The 18,036-nt window shown below is 69.2% G+C and carries 17 protein-coding genes and 2 pseudogenes; 9 read left to right on the top strand and 10 right to left on the bottom strand.

Translation table 11 applies throughout. From position 1 onward, the window contains the following. The coding region (locus VFZ20_RS00170; RefSeq protein WP_329681783.1) for an ATP-binding cassette domain-containing protein at window positions 1-407 on the top strand (407 nt) is incomplete at its 5' end. Between the two features lie 104 nt (window positions 408-511). Here the strand turns inward: VFZ20_RS00170 and VFZ20_RS00165 are convergent. The 4 genes from VFZ20_RS00165 to VFZ20_RS00150 form a co-directional block, all read right to left on the bottom strand. Next, the gene (locus tag VFZ20_RS00165) at window positions 512-697 is read right to left on the bottom strand and encodes a hypothetical protein (protein WP_329681782.1); all 186 of its coding nucleotides are present in this window, start codon (window positions 695-697) and stop codon (window positions 512-514) included. A 464-nt stretch (window positions 698-1,161) separates the two neighbouring features. Then, the gene (locus VFZ20_RS00160) at window positions 1,162-1,521 is read right to left on the bottom strand and encodes a hypothetical protein (protein ID WP_329681781.1); all 360 of its coding nucleotides are present in this window, start codon (window positions 1,519-1,521) and stop codon (window positions 1,162-1,164) included. An 18-nt stretch (window positions 1,522-1,539) separates the two neighbouring features. Then, entirely contained in the window at window positions 1,540-1,896 is a 357-nt protein-coding gene (locus VFZ20_RS00155; RefSeq protein ID WP_329681780.1) for a hypothetical protein, read from the bottom strand. Between the two features lie 326 nt (window positions 1,897-2,222). Beyond that, window positions 2,223-2,783: a hypothetical protein gene (locus tag VFZ20_RS00150; protein WP_329681779.1), complete on the bottom strand. Its 561-nt coding sequence runs from the start codon at window positions 2,781-2,783 to the stop codon at window positions 2,223-2,225. Window positions 2,784-3,037: 254 nt separating this feature from the next. On the opposite strand from VFZ20_RS00150, the gene VFZ20_RS00145 reads away from it, so the two are divergent. Continuing rightward, window positions 3,038-3,730: an alpha/beta hydrolase gene (locus VFZ20_RS00145; RefSeq protein ID WP_329681778.1), complete on the top strand. Its 693-nt coding sequence runs from the start codon at window positions 3,038-3,040 to the stop codon at window positions 3,728-3,730. Window positions 3,731-3,782: 52 nt separating this feature from the next. Here the strand turns inward: VFZ20_RS00145 and VFZ20_RS00140 are convergent, their stop codons facing one another. Continuing rightward, window positions 3,783-4,379 carry a dihydrofolate reductase family protein gene (locus VFZ20_RS00140; RefSeq protein WP_329681777.1) on the bottom strand — a complete coding sequence of 199 codons (597 nt, stop codon included), beginning with the start codon at window positions 4,377-4,379 and terminating at the stop codon, window positions 3,783-3,785. Between the two features lie 224 nt (window positions 4,380-4,603). Here VFZ20_RS00140 and VFZ20_RS00135 point away from each other — a divergent pair, with 224 nt between their 5' ends. The 4 genes and pseudogenes from VFZ20_RS00135 to VFZ20_RS32675 all read left to right on the top strand — a co-directional run. Continuing rightward, window positions 4,604-5,719 (top strand): alpha-hydroxy acid oxidase, encoded by a 1,116-nt coding sequence (locus tag VFZ20_RS00135; protein ID WP_329681776.1) that lies wholly within the window; start codon window positions 4,604-4,606, stop codon window positions 5,717-5,719. Window positions 5,720-5,980: 261 nt separating this feature from the next. Further along, a complete protein-coding gene (gene rph, locus VFZ20_RS00130; RefSeq protein ID WP_329681775.1) occupies window positions 5,981-8,578 on the top strand; it encodes a rifamycin-inactivating phosphotransferase in 2,598 nt (865 codons plus the stop codon). Window positions 8,579-8,646: 68 nt separating this feature from the next. Next, window positions 8,647-9,177 (top strand): hypothetical protein, encoded by a 531-nt coding sequence (locus VFZ20_RS00125; protein WP_329681774.1) that lies wholly within the window; start codon window positions 8,647-8,649, stop codon window positions 9,175-9,177. A gap of 27 nt (window positions 9,178-9,204) precedes the next feature. Further along, window positions 9,205-9,603: pseudogene (locus VFZ20_RS32675) on the top strand (PEP-utilizing enzyme); the annotation flags it as partial. 341 nt (window positions 9,604-9,944) lie between these two features. Here the strand turns inward: VFZ20_RS32675 and VFZ20_RS00120 are convergent. Together VFZ20_RS00120 and VFZ20_RS00115 are read right to left on the bottom strand one after the other, a co-directional pair. After that, complete coding sequence (locus tag VFZ20_RS00120; protein WP_329681773.1) at window positions 9,945-11,765, bottom strand: NACHT domain-containing protein; 1,821 nt, start codon at window positions 11,763-11,765, stop codon at window positions 9,945-9,947. A gap of 330 nt (window positions 11,766-12,095) precedes the next feature. Continuing rightward, window positions 12,096-12,635: a hypothetical protein gene (locus VFZ20_RS00115; RefSeq protein WP_329681772.1), complete on the bottom strand. Its 540-nt coding sequence runs from the start codon at window positions 12,633-12,635 to the stop codon at window positions 12,096-12,098. Between the two features lie 99 nt (window positions 12,636-12,734). Here VFZ20_RS00115 and VFZ20_RS00110 point away from each other — a divergent pair. Next, window positions 12,735-12,971: pseudogene (locus VFZ20_RS00110) on the top strand (PEP-utilizing enzyme); the annotation flags it as partial. Between the two features lie 72 nt (window positions 12,972-13,043). Then, on the top strand, window positions 13,044-13,583 hold the full coding sequence (locus VFZ20_RS00105; protein WP_329681770.1) for an AAA family ATPase: 540 nt from the start codon (window positions 13,044-13,046) through the stop codon (window positions 13,581-13,583). Between the two features lie 19 nt (window positions 13,584-13,602). Here VFZ20_RS00105 and VFZ20_RS00100 read toward each other — a convergent pair whose 3' ends face one another. From VFZ20_RS00100 to VFZ20_RS00090, 3 genes are all read right to left on the bottom strand, one after another. Next, window positions 13,603-14,817, bottom strand: coding sequence for an MFS transporter (locus tag VFZ20_RS00100; protein WP_329681769.1), 1,215 nt, complete (start codon window positions 14,815-14,817; stop codon window positions 13,603-13,605). Continuing rightward, on the bottom strand, window positions 14,817-16,079 hold the full coding sequence (locus VFZ20_RS00095) for an aminotransferase class I/II-fold pyridoxal phosphate-dependent enzyme (RefSeq protein ID WP_329681768.1): 1,263 nt from the start codon (window positions 16,077-16,079) through the stop codon (window positions 14,817-14,819). The genes VFZ20_RS00100 and VFZ20_RS00095 overlap by 1 nt, the downstream gene beginning before the upstream one ends. A gap of 82 nt (window positions 16,080-16,161) precedes the next feature. Further along, window positions 16,162-16,686, bottom strand: a complete 525-nt coding sequence (locus tag VFZ20_RS00090; RefSeq protein WP_329681767.1) for a DinB family protein — start codon at window positions 16,684-16,686, stop codon at window positions 16,162-16,164. A gap of 495 nt (window positions 16,687-17,181) precedes the next feature. Here VFZ20_RS00090 and VFZ20_RS00085 point away from each other — a divergent pair. Next, window positions 17,182-18,036: LysR family transcriptional regulator (locus tag VFZ20_RS00085; protein WP_329681766.1), on the top strand; the 855-nt coding region annotated here is incomplete at its 3' end.

The following is an 18,036-nucleotide window of genomic DNA, read 5'->3' as shown; positions in this document are numbered from 1 at the left end:
CCATCCTGGCCCGGCTGGACGACGTGGGGCTGGGTTATGTCAACCTGGGCCAGCCGCTGACCACTCTCTCGGGAGGGGAGAGGCAGCGGCTCAAGCTGGCCACCCACCTCGGCGAGAAGGGCGGGGTCTACGTGCTGGACGAGCCCACCACGGGCCTGCACCTGGCGGACCTGCGGCAGCTGCTGGGCCTGTTGGACCGGCTGGTGGACAGCGGAGAGTCGGTGATCGTGATCGAGCACCACCAGGCCGTGATGGCCCACGCCGACTGGATCATCGACCTGGGCCCCGGCGCCGGCCACGACGGCGGCCGCATCGTGTTCGAAGGCACGCCTGCCGACCTGGTGGCGGCGCGCTCCACGCTCACCGGCGAGCACCTGGCGGCGTTCGTGGGCGGCGGTGCGGAGTGATGGTTGGAGTGGGGCGAGGTATGTTCCGGGGAGGGAAAAGAGGGTGCATCAGCGCTCTCGACGTCGGTAGCGGGGCGGCAGTTCGCACTGCCGCCCCGCTCCGTTCACGGACAGACGTACCAGCAGCTCTCTACACCGTACTGGAGTGTATTGCAGTCGCCCGTGCAGGTCAGCTCGTACGTGGGCGTGGGGGATGCGTTGCCTCGCACTGTCCCAACGCCTTCAGTGGCGGGGGCAACTTCGAGAGATTCCACGCGCAGCGCGTCGGCATCCAGCTTCAGCTTCTTCATCGCGTCTCCATCGTCGTGAATAGAATCGAGGCCCGCCCTCATGGCGCGCCTCTGAGTGCAACCAGCGGCGGCCCGCGTCGTTGGACGAGGCCGGATGGCACTGGCACCCCGGATTCTAACCTATCCGTACGATGATTGACGCGAAACGCGATTGCTCTGTCGTGGTCGACGTGGGAAACTCGTGCTTCATTTCGGCGGGTGGTCCGCTGACGGCCGCATCCGATGGTGTTGGCGCGCGAGTCGCTGTGTTCAGCCTGCAAGGTGGAGCGAGAATCCGGGCGAGCGGCAGTCGGATGTCGCCTCATCAACAAAAGTCAAAGACGGGCTCAGCCGCACACCGGCTGAGCCCGTCTCTTCGTTGCGAACGAATCCGCGCGTCAGCCGGCGCGTGGAAGGCGCGGGACCGGCGGACGGTTCGACAACCCGCGGCGCACGAGATGCTGCTTCGCGCACGGGGCGTGGTCTCACCAGGAGAACAGGACGCCGCTGTACTCCGTGCAGCCGCCGAACGGCGTGCACAACGTGATGTCGTACGTCACCTGGTCCTCGGTAAAGCTCGCGGCCAGGGTGATCTGTGCCTTGAACCCCGCCACCGAGCCGCCGAGCGTCACGGACGGATCGTTCGTGTCGAGCACGCCGCTTCCGATGCTCACGCCCAGCAGCGTCACGGTGTAGGTGACCTGCGGAACGCCGGGATCCACGCAGTACTGGATGGTGATGGGCCCCAGCGAGAAGGAGTTGCAGTACTGCTGCAAGGCCGCCGGTGCCAGGTGACCGTCCGGCACGTGCGCCAGCGCCTCCGGGGGCGCGCGTTTGACAGGCATTCGGTCATCCCTCCCCGATCAGGCGGCCGACAGCGTGTACGTCACCTCGGCATCGTCGCCACCGCTGGACGTGACGGCGCAGGTGAACGCCGTGGGCGGGGTCACGGTGCAGGTGAACTCGTCGCTGCCGATGTACGGATCGTCGAAGTACGCGGAGACCGACTGGCTCTGCCCCTGGCCGATGTGGTACGCCACGGTTCCCTCGACACCGGTCGCGAATCCGTGGCTGTGCGCTTCCCATTCGCCTTGGCCGTTGGGCTGGATGGTGGCGGGGGGCTGCGTCCCCCACTCCCCGTGTACGAGCTGCGTCGACTGGAGGGTCAGGAACTGGTTCGTGGTGTTGACGAAGGTGGCTTTCACGCTACGTGCCGACATGGGTGCTTCTCCTCCCGAAAGGTGAGATCGGTCGCCCGGGGCGGTTTCCCCGGTCGCCGGACGGAAGTCTGACGGACAGCCGTCAATCGGGGATCAACGGTTCATCAATGGGCGATCATCCCCTGTCATCGCTCGCGGGAACGAGTTAATTTTGGACCTTTCGTACATCTCCCTGCACTTGGCGACGTTCGATGATGGGCGCGCGGAGCCGGGTGCCGTGCGCCTGAGCTTCGCGACCGCGCCACGGACCTTCGTGCACTCTGCTGGTACAAGCACGGCAGCCCCGGCGAAACGCTCGCCGGGGCTGCCGTGCTCGATCCCATCATTCAGACGCGCGGCGGCCGAAAGGCGGACCCCGGCGTGGCGCCGAGCTTGCGCTGGAGCTCGGCGCGGCTGGTGCGGCAGAGGTTGCCTCCGGTGAAGAACGCATCCTCCGTGACTTCCACGTCCGCGTACTCCGGGGGCGAGATCCGCATCAGCTCATCCAGGTCCGCCGCCTCGACCTCGCACAGCACGAGGCCCGCCAGCTCGCCCTGGAACTCGTCGATCGAAAAGACGTGCTCGCCGCGCCGGTGGTAGTGGCGGACCTTTCGCAGCCCGTCGCCCCCGAGCATGCCGAGGACCTGGAACTCGGCGGACGCGAGATAGAGGCTGCCGACTGCCTGGAAGTAGGGAGACTCCGATTCGAGCTTCTTCGTGAGCTTGAATGCCCGCCGCGTGGCGTCCGAGTCTTCGATGATCCTCAAGCGAAGTCGGGTCTGGGCGAGGTACGTGTCCGTCAGCGCCTTGGAGTAGGGCTCCACGAACGCGCGCCAGTCCGCGTGCGGGGCGACGAGAAACCGCCGCTCGTACTCCACCCGCGTGTACTTCATGGGCTCGATGTCCATGGCGGAGCTTCGGAGCAGGTGGGTCGGCTCTGAGCCGAACGTCCGGGCTCAACCGCGTTGAGCGTCGTACCGGAGCATGCGCCGCGCACGGAACGACGCACAAGCTCGCAGCGGTGGAGGATCGCGGGTCGCATCCGCCTGACGCGCGGTCGGGGTTGCCCGCGCCGCGGCTGGGTGGACGTTCTACTGGCGTTCCCCCTATGATTCCACTCTCGCCTCACGACCCGCGGAACCCCAGCCTCGCCCCAACCTCGATGCTTCTTCGCTTCCTGCAGTCGCGAAGGCTCCGCGCCGCCGCCGTCGCGGCCGGGCTCCTGCTGTCCGCCGCGCCGGCGCTGGCGCAGCGCGGCGCCATCCTGGGCGACGTGCCGGCCCAGGTGCGGCCCGGCGCGCGCTACGTGATCTACCTCCACGCGCGCATCGTCGAGGAGCAGGGCCTCCCCGCGGCGGACGAGCGCTTCGGCACGTACGCGTATCAGCAGATCCTGGACACGCTGGCGGCCTCCGGGGCCGACGTGATCGCCGAGCAGCGCCCGCCGGGGACGGACTTTCGCGCGTTCGGCGCCCACGTAGCGGACCAGGTGCGCCGGCTGATGGCCGCGGGCGTGCCGGCGGAGCGCATCGCGGTGGTCGGGTTCTCCAAGGGCGGCGCCATCGCGATGGTCGCGTCGGCGCTGCTCCAGGATCCGCGCATCCCGTTCGTGTTCCTGGCTTCCTGCGGCGACTGGGTGCGGGGCCGCGACGACATGGACGTGCGCGGACGCATCCTCTCCATCTACGAGGCCTCGGACGAGCTCGGGACCTCATGCGATCCGCTCTTCCAGCAGGCGCGCGCGCCGGGCGAGCACCGCGAGATCCGCATCGAAACGGGCGCGGGGCACGGCGCCTTCTACCGCCCGCGCGCGGAGTGGCTCGCGCCGGTGCTCGACTGGATCGCGCGAGAGTAGACGCGCGGTCATGTCCTGGCCGCGGGACGTGATCGCGATCGAGCAGACCGGGCTACGCCTTGCGCACCGGGTAGCGCAGGTGCGTTACGCCCACACCCGCGATGACCGACGGGCTGCCGAGAACGGCGGGTGTGGCGGCGAGGTGGTCGAACAGCCGGATCCCGGAGCCGAGCAGGACCGCCGCGACGTCCACGTTGATCTCGTCGAGCAGGCCCGCGTTCAGCAGCTGCTGGATGGTGTCGGCGCCGTGGACGCCCACGGACTTTTCGCCGGCGGCCGCTTTGGCCTGGCGCACGGCGCTCTCGATGCCGTCCGTCACGAAGTGGACCGTGGAGCCGGGGCGCGGCCAGCCATCCGGGACGCTGTGGGTGAGCACGAAGGCCGGCCCCCAGGCGTGGTTTCCGCCCCAGCCCTGGGCGACGTCGAAGGTGCGGCGGCCGGTGAGCACGGCGCCCAGCTCGGACCAGAGGCCGCGCAGGTGCTCGGCGCTGGGCGGGGACACCCTGAACGTCATGGGATCGGACCCGCCGGTGGGGAACTCCACGTCTCCCGAGGCGAAGTACCAGTCGAACACCTCGTTCACCCCGTCACCGGGGTCGGCGACGTAGCCGTCGAGCGACATGGACATGAGTGCGACGACCTTGGACATGGCGCTGTTCCTTTCCGGGGGGTGAGACCGCGTTCTGGTGATTCTACGAAGACGACGAACGAGTCCCGCGGGGATCGACAACGCGATCCACCGACGAGGAGGGCTCGGAGCGCAGGAGGCCGGGACTCCGCCGCGTGCATCCGCGCCGAACGCCGTCCGGTCGAGCCCCCACCTGGTGCGGGAGGCTCTTTCGCTCGGGGCGGGGGAATGAGATAATCCCCGGTATGACATCTCAAGACCTGAAGGCCCCCAACTGCGAGGCGCTGGAGCCGGCCGCGCGCGCCGTGCTCACGGAGTCGGCCTACAACTACTACGCCGGCGGCGCCGAGGACGAGACCACGCTGCGCGCCAACCGGGCCGCGTTCAGCCGCTTCTACCTGCGTCCGCGCGTGCTGGTGGACGTGGGCGAGGTCGACACCTCCGTCGAGGTCCTGGGCGAGCGGCTGTCGATGCCCATCCTGCTCGCGCCCACCGCCTTTCAGCGCCTGGCGCACCCCGAGGGCGAGAAGGCCAGCGCCCGCGCCGCGCGCGCCGCCGGTACGCTGATGGTGGCGAGCACCCTCTCCACGACCACCGTGCAGGACACCGCGGCGGCCGCGCCGGGGCCGCTCTGGTTCCAGCTGTACGTCTACCGCCAGCGTGAGATCACGCGCGAGATGGTGCAGCGCGCCGAGGCGGCGGGGTGCACGGCGCTGTGCCTGACGGTGACCATGCCCGTGCAGGGCAACCGCGAGCGCGACAACCGCACGGGGTTCCGCCTGCCGCCGGAGCTGGAGATGGCCAACTTCAGCGGGCTGCGGCAGGCCGGCTTTCCCGAAGGCGCGCCGGGATCGGGGCTCGAGGCGTTCATCGCCCGCGAGTTCGACCCCACGCTCACCTGGAGCGCGGTGGAATGGCTGCGCTCCATCACGCGCCTTCCCATCGTGCTCAAGGGGATCGTGACCCCGGAGGACGCCGCGCTGGCGGTGGAGCACGGTGCCGACGCCGTCATCGTCTCCAACCACGGCGGGCGCCAGCTGGACTGCGCCGAGCCCACGCTCCTGGCCCTCCCCCGCGTGGCGGATGCCGTCGGGGAGCGCATCCCGGTGCTGATGGACGGCGGCATCCGGCGCGGCACCGACGTGGTGAAGGCGCTCGCGCTGGGCGCGCGCGCCGTGCTGGTGGGCCGGCCCGCGCTCTGGGGCCTCGCCGTTGGCGGGCAGGCGGGGGTGGAGCAGGTGCTGGAGATGCTGCGCGGCGAGCTGCGCCGCACCCTCGCGCTCCTGGGCCGGCCGTCCATCCGCGCGCTGGACGCCGGCGCGATCACCGAGATCCAGGGCCTCGTCCTCCCGCCGCGCTGACGATCATCGCCGCGGGAGGCGTGCATCCGGTGCCGTGACGGGCGGACGAAGCCCGTGAACGCGAAAAGGGCGCGGGGGATGATCTCCCCTGCGCCCTGGCTGTTTTTGCGTCGATCGCGTGCAGGCGGGAGCATCGCCCTCTCCGCCGTGATCAAAGTATAACACACCCCCCGGCTTGCGGGAAGGCGGGGGGCGGATGACAGGATTGGCGGCCGAAAATTTTCCCGGCGAAGGCCAACCCCGTGAGCATGGAGTCGTGAGATGACCGACCGCTACGTGCTGGATTTGCAGGAGATCGACCAGGCGCAGGTCGCGCTCGTGGGCGGCAAGGGCGCGCACCTGGGCGAGCTTTCGCGCATCGAGGGCCTCCACGTGCCGGCCGGCTTTTGCGTGACGACGGACGCGTTCCGGAGGATCCTGTCGCGGGCGCCGTCCATCGAGGACCGGCTGGACGGGCTGTCGCGCCTGGAGCCGGACGACCGCGAGGCGATCCGCACGCGCAGCGCGGAGATCCGCGAAACCATCGAATCGATTGCCATCCCGGACGACCTCGCGGCGGCGATCACCGGGGCGCTTGCCCGGCTGGGCGAGGGCGTCGCGTGCGCCGTCCGGTCCAGCGCCACGGCGGAGGACCTGCCGACGGCCTCGTTCGCGGGGCAGCAGGACACCTACCTGAACGTCGTCGGCCCCGCGGCGGTTCTGCGCCACGTGAGCCGATGCTGGGCTTCCCTCTTTACGGAGCGCGCCGTGACCTACCGCCTGCGGAGCGGCATCGATCACCGTGACGTCCAGATGGCCGTCGTGGTGCAGCGGATGGTGTTTCCGCGGGCGTCCGGCATCCTGTTCACGGCCGATCCCGTCACGGGCCACCGCGAGGTCGCGTCCGTGGAGGCCAGCTTCGGCCTGGGCGAGGCGCTCGTTTCAGGCCGGGTGAACGCGGACGTCTACAAGGTGCGGGACGGCGCGGTGATCGACCGGACCCTCGGCGACAAGCAGCTGGCCATCCTCCCCGCGCCGGACGGCGGGACGGAGGAGCGGACGATCGAGCCGGAGCGGCAGGCGCAGCCCGCGCTGACGGACGCGCAGGCCGTGCGGCTCGTGGAGCTGGGCCGGCGCATCGAGGCGCACTTCGGCAGCCCGCAGGACATCGAGTGGTGCCTGGCGGACGACGAGTTCCACGTCGTCCAGAGCCGCCCCATCACCACGCTGTTCCCCGTCCCTGAAAGCGGCGACGGGCAGAACCACGTCTACATCTCCGTCGGCCATCAGCAGATGATGACCGATCCTTTCAAGCCCCTGGGCCTCTCCTTCTGGCAGATGACGACCGCGCGCCCCATGGCGGAGGCCGGCGGGCGGCTGTTCGTGGACGTCACGCAGATCCTGGCCTCGCCGGTGAGCCGCGCGGGGCTGTTCGGGATGGTGGGGAAGAACGATCCGCTCATCGGCGACGCGCTGCAGACCCTCCTGGACCGCGGCGACTTTCTTCCTCCGCCCGCGGAGGAAGGGCCCGGATGGACGGCGCCCAGCAGCGCGGGCGCTCCGATCGAGACCGATCCGGCCCTCGTCGAGGAGCTGATCGCGCGCAGCCGGGAGGGCATCGAGGCACTGAAGCGCGACATCCGGGACCGGTCCGGACCCGCGCTGCTGGACTTTATCCAGGCCGACCTCAAGGAGCGGAAGGTGAGCCAGTTCGATCCGCGGAGCCTGCCGGTGATCATGGCGGGGATGGAAGCCGCGTGGTGGCTCAACGAGCGGCTGGAGGCGTGGCTGGGCGAAAAGAACGTGGCCGACGTGCTCACGCAGTCCGTCCCGCACAACGTCACGTCGGAGATGGGGCTGGCGCTGCTGGACGTCGCCGACGCCATCCGCCCGCACCCGCAGGTGGTGGCGTTCCTGCAGCGCGTGGAGCACGACGGTTTCCTGGACGAGCTGCCCCGGCTGCCGGGCGGGCGCGAGGCGCGCGATGCCATCCAGGGCTGGCTGGATCGGTACGGCATGCGCGCTGTCGGCGAGATCGACATCACGCGGCCGCGCTGGAGCGAGCATCCCCGCATGCTCGTGCCCCTGATCCTCGGCAACGTCCGCAACTTCCCGCCGGGCGAGGCTACGCGGCGCTTTGAGCAGGGGAGGGAAGAGGCGCGGAAGAAGGAGCGTGAGGTGCTGGCGCGCCTGCGGGCCCTGCCGGACGGCGAGGCAAAGGCGGAGGAGACGAAGCGGATGATCGATCGCGTCCGCGCTTTTGCCGGCTACCGCGAGTACCCCAAGTACGGCATGGTCAGCGGATACTTCGTCTACAAGCAGGCGCTGATGGAAGAAGCCGGGCGCCTGGTGCAGGCCGGCGTGCTGCGTGACGCGGAGGACATCTTCTACCTCCGCTTCGAGGAGCTGCAGGAGGTCGTGCGCACGCGGCAGTTGGACGACGCGCTCATTCGCGAGCGCCGGGACGCGTATCGGTCGTACCAGGCGCTCACGCCGCCGCGCGTGCTCACGTCGGACGGCGAGATGGTTGCTGGCGCGTACCGCCGCGAGAATCTGCCGGCTGGCGCGCTGGTGGGCCTGGCGGTGTCCGCGGGCACCGTCGAGGGTCGCGCCCGTGTGATCCTGGACGTGGCGCAGGCGGACCTCGAGCCGGGCGACATCCTGGTGACCGCGTACACCGACCCCAGCTGGACGCCCCTGTTCGTCGCGATCAAGGGCCTGGTGACGGAGGTGGGCGGCCTGATGACCCACGGCGCCGTGATCGCGCGCGAGTACGGCCTGCCCGCCGTCGTGGGCGTGCAGCAGGCGACCCGCCTGATCCGCGACGGCCAGCGCATCCGCGTGCACGGTACGGACGGGTACGTCGAGATCCTGGCGTAGCGGGCGAGCCCGGCGTGTCGCCGGGTGGCACGCCAGTCGACTGCGAACATTCTGAACGGAGAGCGATCGTGCTGTTGCAGCTGACACGCCTCGATGAGCGTCGATACGAGACGCTCATCACCCGCTCCGACGGGGTGAAGTACAACGTCAAGGGCGTGGGCCACATGGCGGCGATCCCGCACGACCTTGCCCACTTTGCGGTCGAGCGCGGGTTGGACATCCGCCGGGGGTTCTGGGGAAGCGTGGCCGACGGGGCCGTGTTCGGAAGCCTGACCCACGTGAGCGGGCGTCGCAGGCCGCACGCGGCCGAACGCTCCAAGCAGGTGCTCAGGGAGAACAAGCATGAGCTCACGGAGACCGAGATCCTCGTCGGTCTCTTCAACCAGGCGCTCGAGGAGGGCCTTGGGCCAGAGTCCCCTGTCCTGCGGAGCCGGCTTCAACGCTACGTCTGGACGCCTCCCGGTCACCGGCCGCGACGCTTCTCGGACGAGGAGATCGCCGTCGTCTGCGCGGGTTGGAAGGAGATGCTGGAGCTGTGGCGGAACCTGCCAGTGGGTGGCACGCTGGAGCTTGTCTGGCCGGAACGGACTTCGGCGTGATGCGCCAGGCCGCCTGACATTGCTCCCCGGCGCGGGGACGCGTTCAGGGCGTATCAGGCGCTCACGCCGCCGCGCGTGCCCACGTCGGAGGGCGAGGTGGTCGCTGGCGCGTACCGCCGCGACAGCCGGCCGGCGCGCTGGTGGGCTTGGCGGTGTCCGCCGGTACCGTCGAGGGCCGAGCCCGCGTCAGAACGGTCCGGAGTGGGGCGACATCCTTGTCACCGCCTACACGGATTTCCCCGCTGGATGCCGTTGTTCGCGATCGCGGGCTTGGTGACGGAGGTGGCGGTCTGATGCCCACGGCGCCGTGATCGCGCGCGAGTACGGCCTGCTCGCCGTCGTCCGCGTGCAGCAACTCGCCTGATCCGCGACGGCCAGCGCATCCGCGTGCACGGGACGGACGGGTACGTGGAGGTCCTGACGTAGGGGGTGAGCTCGCCAGGCAGGTGGCCGTGGCTGTTCAGCCAGACGGTATTGTCACTCGGGTAGAAGATATGGCCAGGAACGCGCATAGCCGCGCGTTCATCATCAGGATGAATACCTAAAGCGCGCGGTCTCCGGCGAAAGGTGAAGCTCCTGTAGTTTGCTGGCATCCATACCGAGGGAGATGCCGGCGCATTCGCCGAGTGAAAGCGCGCGCCGGGCAGCACAATGCCCGGCTACAGTTCGGCAACGTTAGTGGCCGTGGCCGGCCCAGAACCTCTCGCGCCCCACTGTTTAGCCTGATCACTTCCATCGCGTAGCGGGGTTTGCAGCCGGGCTCCGTCTCAGCGGCCGTACTCCGGCGCGGGGACTCCGGGGTGATCCAAATTCCATGGCCTGAAACCGAGGTGCTCCAGCACGAACTCTACCTTTCGCCGCTCCACCCCCGGGCTTAGCACAGGCATGGGCCGGAGCGTGTTATGGACCGTGCCTTCCGGCGGTACGACAAATGGGTTGTAAAACGGATGCAGACCCATCTCCATCGAGTTGTATACCTTGGGGTGGCGGATGATACCGGCGCTGATCGACTCCGAGTACCACCCACTCTCCTCGCGGCCCTGCAAGGTCAACGACAGAAGCACCAGCAGGGTCCACCCCAGTTCCGGGGAGGCACGGATCGCCGGATGCTCCGCCTGCAGCCGGTAGAGGAACACTTTCATGAACGCATCCCGGATCGCCGATGCGCCGCCGGAGGTCAGTAAGACGTTAAGGAGCGTTTGCAGGTACTCCGTGACGTTGCCCGAATCCGCGATCACTAAGGCGAGTTCGTTTGGGCAATTGGGGTACAGGAGCGACACAGGGTCAGGCAGGTGGGGCGCGTGCATCGCTGCCAAGTACTCTTGGATGGTGACGTGAAAGAAGTCAAACTGCGAGTTCCCCCGCCGCACCACCAGCCCCGTGTGCGACTCCAGCTCGTCTACTACCTCACGCATGCTGTCGCGTGGAAGCTCAAAGCTGTACGCGACGGCGTTGTAGGCGGCAACCAGGTCGTGGTCGTGGAACGTACCTCGCCTCCCCCGCTGCGTAAGTTCGTACGCTATGGCCTGCAAAAACCGCTCTTTTTTTCGCGGGTGGAAACCTGCATACCGAGACTGCCGCTGAAAGCCGCGCTGCCGGTCCCAAATCTCCACGAGCAGAGAGACGATTTGCTCGTACACTTCCAGCGGACGCTCCGGAAGGCAGCCGTGCTTCTCGTACAGGGCGCAAAGGTGCGCCAGCATCAATGGAAGCACCTCCGTGCCCGCGTACGGCGCAGCGCTCACCGCGTCGCAGAATGCCGGTGCATCCGAGCTGCCCAGCCAGCGTACGGCGAACATCGCCACTTGCTCCTGTGACAGCGGCGCAATCGTGTACGCGCGCACCCCGACAAACGGCATCTTGTACTCTGCCGTCCTGCAGGTCAGGAACAGGCGCACGCCGGCCGCGCCCTCGGCCACGTCGCGAATCTCGATCTCCACGCTTAGCCGGACCTCCGGCGGCAGCTCGTCCAGCCCGTCCAGCAGCAGCACGGCGGAGATTCTCTCCAGCGCCTCGATAAGCGCGCGCAGTTTCCAGCGATAAGCTTGGCGAGGCGGCATGCCGTTCGGAACGTTCACATATACGCCGATTTCAGCAAGCAGCCATGCGATCAGCGATTCGCCGTCCTGCAGGTCGCGAAAGCGCACCAGCAAGGGAACGCCGCCGCGCCCCTGCTCCCAGTGCGCGTACGCGAACTGGGCAACGCGCTGCAATGAAGTAGACTTCCCCGCTCCCGCCCCGCCCAGAATAGCCACGTGGCTGGAGGAATCGTAAACCTCTTCCACAGTGAGCGTGGTCCCCGCGGCAGCCGGAGTGCCGTGGGGCGCCAATCCAGTGGCAAAGGTCAGCTCAGCAAAGCACTCCGCAAGCGTCTTGTCTTGAATAAGGGAGTGCAGCGAGATCTTCTCAGACCAGTTCTTCAACTGCCGCAAGTGTTGAAGGATGGATGCACGGAGGGCGGAATCCTCCACGACCACCCTGGATGCACGAGCCTCCTTGCGCAGATCGGAGAACAGGTCCGCTACCTTGCCCGCTAGGAGTGAAGCAGTGGCTTCTAGAACCATAGGTGCGATGGAAAGGAAGTTCATCAAGGGCGCCGCCGCGGATTGCCGGTGCGCGGGTCACAAATCAGGGTGCAGCGCCGGACGTTAACCTCTTGCAGACCTCTTTCACAACGATGTCGTCGGCCGATGTGCGCACCCGCACCCGGATCGTCGGTCGCCGGCTACCCGTCTGATCGGCGAGGGCCAGCGCATGCGCGTGCATGGAACGGACGGGTACGTGGAGGTCCTGGCTGACCGGATCAGGTAGACGTCTGCGCAGCATCGACTTAGCACGGCGACGCTCTCCGAACGACGGCTGCCTGCAGCATCACTCGCCCAGTGCGAAACCGTTTGCGAAACCTTCTCCTATAAAGATCATACTGGAAGTTTATTCGCATCCGCCCATTCTTGTAGTTCGCGCTGCACAATCTCCAACGAGACAGCCGAACCATTCCCTCTCGCCATGTCTCGCATACTAAGCCAAGTTTGGGAAACCTTTTGATGGGAGTAATGGGCATTGATATATTCATAGTGAGAAACATCGGGCTTCGCTGTCAGGCTGTTGCCCAAGTCTTCGTAAACCCGGCCAAGTAGATAGCCCATCAGGACGGAGATATCATCGCAAAGCTCGGCAGTACGCATATCGAAATCTCTAGCCTGCAGCAGCTCTCCGAGAAGGCCAAAGAAGACGCGTTCCCAGGCCGGTCCGCAAACCTCAAACCCGTAGCGGGTGTCACTCCACGTGTACTTATAGCTGCCTGTGATGTATGGAAAATTGTACTTGCCACGCAAATAGTCACCGTACTGAGAGGTGTAGAAGTACGGGACCTTGGGCTCGGAAGGTTTAGCCACAGCAAGCACTGCGCGAACTAGAAGTCCTAACAGCATTGGGATCCCTCCGGCCGAATTCGTCATGGTGCTGATTGGACCACACGCAATCAGGTTCGTTACAGATAAGTCTCGTCGTTCGTAATCCGCAATATCATTGGGGGAGTGTGAGCTTCGTTGATCGCCCTCGGTCCGGGCGACATCCTCGTCACTGCCTACACGGACCCGAGCTGGACGCCGCTGTTCGTCGCGATCGCGGGCTTGGTGACGAAGGCGGGCGGCCTGATGACGCACGGCGCCGTGATCGCGCGGGAGTACGGCCTCCCCGCCGTCGTCGGCGTGCAGCACGCCACCCGCCTGATCCGCGACGGTCAGCGCATCCGCGTGGACGGGACGGAGAGGCACGTGGAGATCCTGGACTGATCGGACCAGCCTGTCAGGTGGCCGGGCGACACGCGTCCGGACAGCGCAATCGATCTGCGGAGAAAGCTCCCAATGCGCATCGCCCTTTCGGGAAGCCACGCCGTCGGGAAATCGACGCTTGTCCACGGGCTCGGCGACGTGCTGTCCGGCTATCAGGTCGTCGAGGAACCGTACTACGCACTCCTCGACGAGGGTCACTCATTTTCCGCGGAGCCGACCGCTGAGGATTTCGAGATTCAGCTCGAGCGCTCCATCACGTCGCTCGCAGGGGCTTCTGCAGAGCGAATCCTCTTTGATCGCTGTCCCGCGGACTATCTGGCGTATCTGGCGGCGCTGCCCGAGAGGGATCCGAGTACGCTCGCGGGGTGGGTCGCATCGGCGGAGGACGTCCTGAGGCGCCTCGACCTCATCGTCTACGTTCCCGTCGAGCGGCCGGACCGCATCGAGGTCCCGGAGATCGAGGGGAGGCGTCTGCGGAGGCGTGTGGACGGGACGCTGCGGGAGATGCTCGTCGACGACGCGTGGGGGGTCGGCGTTCCCGTGCTGGAAGTGCGGGGCACGCCGGAAGAACGCGTGCGGTCGGTCCTTCGCCATCTGCATTCGGCACGATAGGCGTCGATGGTGCCCCGCCTCATGCGTCCGCGCGGGCGTGGCGCCAGAGGAGCGCGGCGTGCGCCAGCAGGAGCGCGGCGCCGAACGCGGCCAGGGCCGGGACCACGCCGATCGCGTCCGCCAGGAAGCCCACCCCCGCGGGCGCGAGGCTGAACCCCAGGTAGGCAAAGAGCAGAAAGCCCGCGACCGTCCGTGCGCGGTTCGCCCCTCCCAGGCGCGTGGCCTCCGCGAGCCCGCCCAGGAAGGTGAATCCGTAGCAGGCGCCGCCCACGACGGCCGCGCCCGCCAGCAGCAGCGGCACGCGGGCCAGCGCCGTCCCCGCCAGCAGCAGCGCGTAGCCGGCGGGGAGCACCCACAGCCCCGTCCGCAGCGCCCGGCGCGCCCCCATCCGGCGCGCCCAGGGCTGGCACGACGCCCCCGACACGTTCACCAGGAACAGCGCGGGCGCGCTCCAGGCGCCCATCTCCCCGCGCGCGAGCTGCGCCGGCACTACCACGAACACCAGCCCGGTCACCGCCCACGCGCCGGCGATCGCCAGCGCGGGTGCCAGGCTCCCCGCCGGGTACGACGGCAGGCGCAGGACGGGCACGCGCTCCCGCCCGTCTCCCGCCGCGCGGCGCTCCCGCGGCATCATCCACAGGAGCCCCAGGCACGCCACCAAGGCCGCCAGCAGGGCGGGGTAGCTGGCGGGGCGCAGCGTGGGACCGGCCAGGAGCGCCGCCGCGGTAAAGAGCGCGCCCGCCCCGGAGCCCAGCGAGGTGGTCACCGCGGCGTAGCCCGCCGCCCGCTCCGGGGTGTCCATCCCCGGCAGCTCCGCCAGGTACGCCGTGCCCGTCCCCGCGGTCAGCCCCATGCCCATCCCCTGGACCAGGCGTGCGGCCACGAGCGTGGAAAACTCCGGGCGCAGGATCACCAGCAGCGTGGCCAGGCACGACAGCGCGACCCCCGCGGTCAGCACGGGCCTGCGCCCCAGGCGGTCCGATGCTCCCCCCAGCCCCACCAGCACCGGCAGCAGGCCGGCCACGTATGCGCCGAACATCAGCGCCGTGGGTCCGGTGCCCAGCCCCGCCGCGGCCGCGTACGCGGGGTACAGCGGCACCTGCAGGTTCACGCTGGCCGTGACGATGAACAGCACCGCGCCCACCCCGGCCGCGTGCACCCCGGCACCCCGCCTCCGGCCGTCGGCCCCGGCGATGGCGCGATCATCGCCGGCGGTGGGACCGTGCGATGCCATCACGCCCCGGACGTCGGGGGATGCGGAGCGCCGCCCGTGCCCTCCGCCACGGCGTCCAGGCCCCGCTGGATGTCGCGCTCGATGTCGGCCTGCGACTCCACGCCGATGGAGAGCCGGACCAGCCCCGGCGGCAGGGCGAACGACGCGGCGCGGTCGCCGATCTCCTCCGTGGCAAAATCCAGCTCTTCCGGCACCTCCAGCGTGGTGTACACGCTGCCCAGGCTGCTGGCCAGCGGGATCCAGCGCAGCGCGCTCACGAAGCGGCGCGTGGCCTCCAGCCCTCCCGCGAACGCGAACGACACCATCCCGCCGCCCAGCGCCATCTGCCGCCGCGCCACCTCGTGTCCCGGGTGCGACGGGAGAAACGGATAGCGCACGTGCGACACCGCCGGGCTGGCCTCCAGCCGGCGCGCCACGGCGGCCGCCGTCTCGGACTGGGTGCGCACGCGGAGCGAAAGGGTCTGCATCCCCCGCAGCAGCAGCCAGCTCGCGTGCGGGTCCAGGCTGGGGCCGGTGAGCACGCGCATCTTCCGGATGTCCGCCACCAGGTCCACGGCACCCGCGACGGCGCCCGCGAGCACGTCCGCGTGCCCCGCCAGCGACTTGCTCGCAGACTGCAGCGAGAGGTCGGCGCCCAGCGACAGGGGACGCTGGATCAGCGGCCCGGCGAAGGTGGTGTCGACGAACACCCGCGCGCCGTGGGCGCGCGCGATGGCGGCGAGCGCCTGGATGTCCAGGATGTCGATGGCGGGGTTCGAGGGCGTCTCCAGGTACAGCAGCCGCGTGTCCGGCCGCATCGCCGCCGCCACCTGCCGCGGGTCCGCCGCGTCCACGAAATCCACCCGCACGCCGGCCGACGCGGACAGGTGCTCCAGGAACTGGATGGTCTGCGCGAAGATGGCCTGGTGCGCGACCACGTGGTCCCCGGCGCGCAGCACCGCCAGCAGCGAGGTGCTGATCGCGCCCATCCCGGACGAAAAGAGCAGCGCGTCCGCGGCGCCCTCCAGCGCGGCGATCCGCTCCTCCGCCAGGCGGACGGTGGGATGGCCAAAGCGCGTGTAGAACCCGCGGTCCGGATCGCGCGCGAAGTGATCCGCCAGCTCCGGCAGATCCCCGCCTTCCCACTGGGTGGTGAGAAAGAGCGGGGCGTTCAGCGTGCGGTGCGCCCGGGAACGCCCCTCCGCCGACGCCCACGGGTGCACCGCGAGCGTCTCCGGCGCGAGGGGCGGCTCAATCGATACGGCGCCTGGTGTCGTGTCCATGTATCGTCCTGTGGATGTGAGGCACGCCACGGCGCGGGGCCCGCGTGCGGGGTGCCGCGAGAAAGCCGCGGGCGGCGGAGGGTCAGCGATCCAGGACCGGCAGGTACGCCCGCCACGGGCCCACGGCTTCCCGGTACTGCCTGGCCATGACGCGCGCGACCTGGGCGACGTGGCCCAGGTCGTGGGCCACCCACGTGGCCAGCAGCTGGCCCAGCGTCACGCGCCCGAACTCGGGGTGAAGCCCTTCCAGGCCCAGCTGCCGCTCGTCCAGCCGCCACGAGGCGAGCGTCTCCAGGCTGGCGGTCCGCAACGCGGCGAGCTCGTCCAGGAGCTCCGCGAGCGTTTTGCCGGCGCTTTCACGGAACTGTGCCTCCCGGTCGAACGGCGGAAACGGCATCGCGGGGCCGTGCTCCAGGATCATCCGGGCGCGCGGGATCCAGTTGGCGCGCTCGCCGTGCGCCAGGTGGCCCACGATGGCGAACGGGCTCCACGTCCCGGTGCCCTCGTCGGCATCGGTCCACTCCCGGGGCAGCCCCTCCAGCATGGCGCGCAGCACGCACGGCGTGCGCTCCAGCAGGGGCACCTGCGCGCTCAGGTCAAAGTTCATCGTGGCGGCGGTGGTGCGCGGGCGTGTCGTACGCCGCGCGGTGAATGGCGAACCCGCTTCCATGGGCCGAGCCCGCCCCTTCGGGGGGATGCTGCCCGGGCCGCTCCGTCGCCCCGCGTCCGCGGCGCGTACGGCTCGTCATGGAATGTGGAGGCGCCCGCTCACGGGCGTCCAATGCCGAACGCGGATGGCACGGCGGCGAAACGGCATGGGGTTTCCCATGCCACAGGGGTATGGCCGCCATTCATCCGATGCATTGGACGAATGGTCGCCACGACCCTATTCTGAGTTCGTCCGGCACTATGCCACCCTGTTGGATGAAACAGCAGTTCAACCTCCCCCAGGGGTTTTTGGGGGAGGTGGGCGAGCTCCGCGAGCCCGGAGGGGGCGTTCGGAGGCTGCCACGCCGCGCGGACTGCGGCCTGGCGTTCCATCCTGGGGAGGACGACCGCCATCCGCCGCGATCTCGCACGCGTCTTTCGACGATCCGCCACCATGATCCTGAAGCTGCGGCACCTGCAGATGGTGCAGGCAATCCACGAGGAAGGGACGCTCACGGGCGCGGCCCGCCGGCTGTTTCACTCGCAGCCGGCGCTCACGCGGCAGCTGGCCCGGCTGGAGGCGCGGATCGGGGCGGCGCTGTTCCGGCGGCACGCAAAGGGGATGGAGCTCACGCGCGAGGGGCGCCGGCTGCTGGAGTCGGCGGAGCGGGTGCTGCGCGAGCTGGAACGCGCCGAGCACGACCTGCTTCTCCTGGCGCAGGGGTACGCGGGCGCGCTGCGGGTGAGCACGGAATGCTACATGGGATACCACTGGCTTCCGCGCGTGGCGCGGGTGTTCGGGGAGCGCTTTCCCCGCGTGGAGGTGCAGCTCGTTCCCGAGGCCACGCGCGATCCCTGGGGCGCGCTGCAGGCGGCGGAGGTGGACGTGGCGCTGGTGTACAGCGCGCCGCCGCACCCGGCCTCGGTTCACCGGGCAGACGTGTTTCGGGACGAGATCGTCGCTGTCGTCGGCACGGACCACCGCCTAGCGCGGGAGCCGCACCTGGCCCCCGAGCACCTTGGCGCGGAAGCGCTTCTCTGCCATTACGCCGAGCCGGGCACGGGCGTGCTGGAGCGCGAGTTCCTGGAGCCGTCCGGGGTGCGTCCGCGGCGGACGATGGAGCTGGCGGCGACGCCGGCCGTGGTGGAGATGGCCCGCGCCGGCTACGGGGTGGCCGTCCTGCCCCGGTGGATCGTGGAGGCGCAGGGCTCGCTCGACCGGCTCGCGGTGCTGCCGCTGGGCGAGCGCGGGCTGTGGCGAACGTGGTACGCCGCCTGTGCCGCGGGGCGCCAGGACGAGCCCGTGCTC

The organism is Longimicrobium sp. (assembly GCF_036280135.1).
Lineage (GTDB): Bacteria > Gemmatimonadota > Gemmatimonadetes > Longimicrobiales > Longimicrobiaceae > Longimicrobium.
Note: the sequence above shows the minus strand (reverse complement) of the source record. Positions and strands in the feature narration are given on the sequence as shown.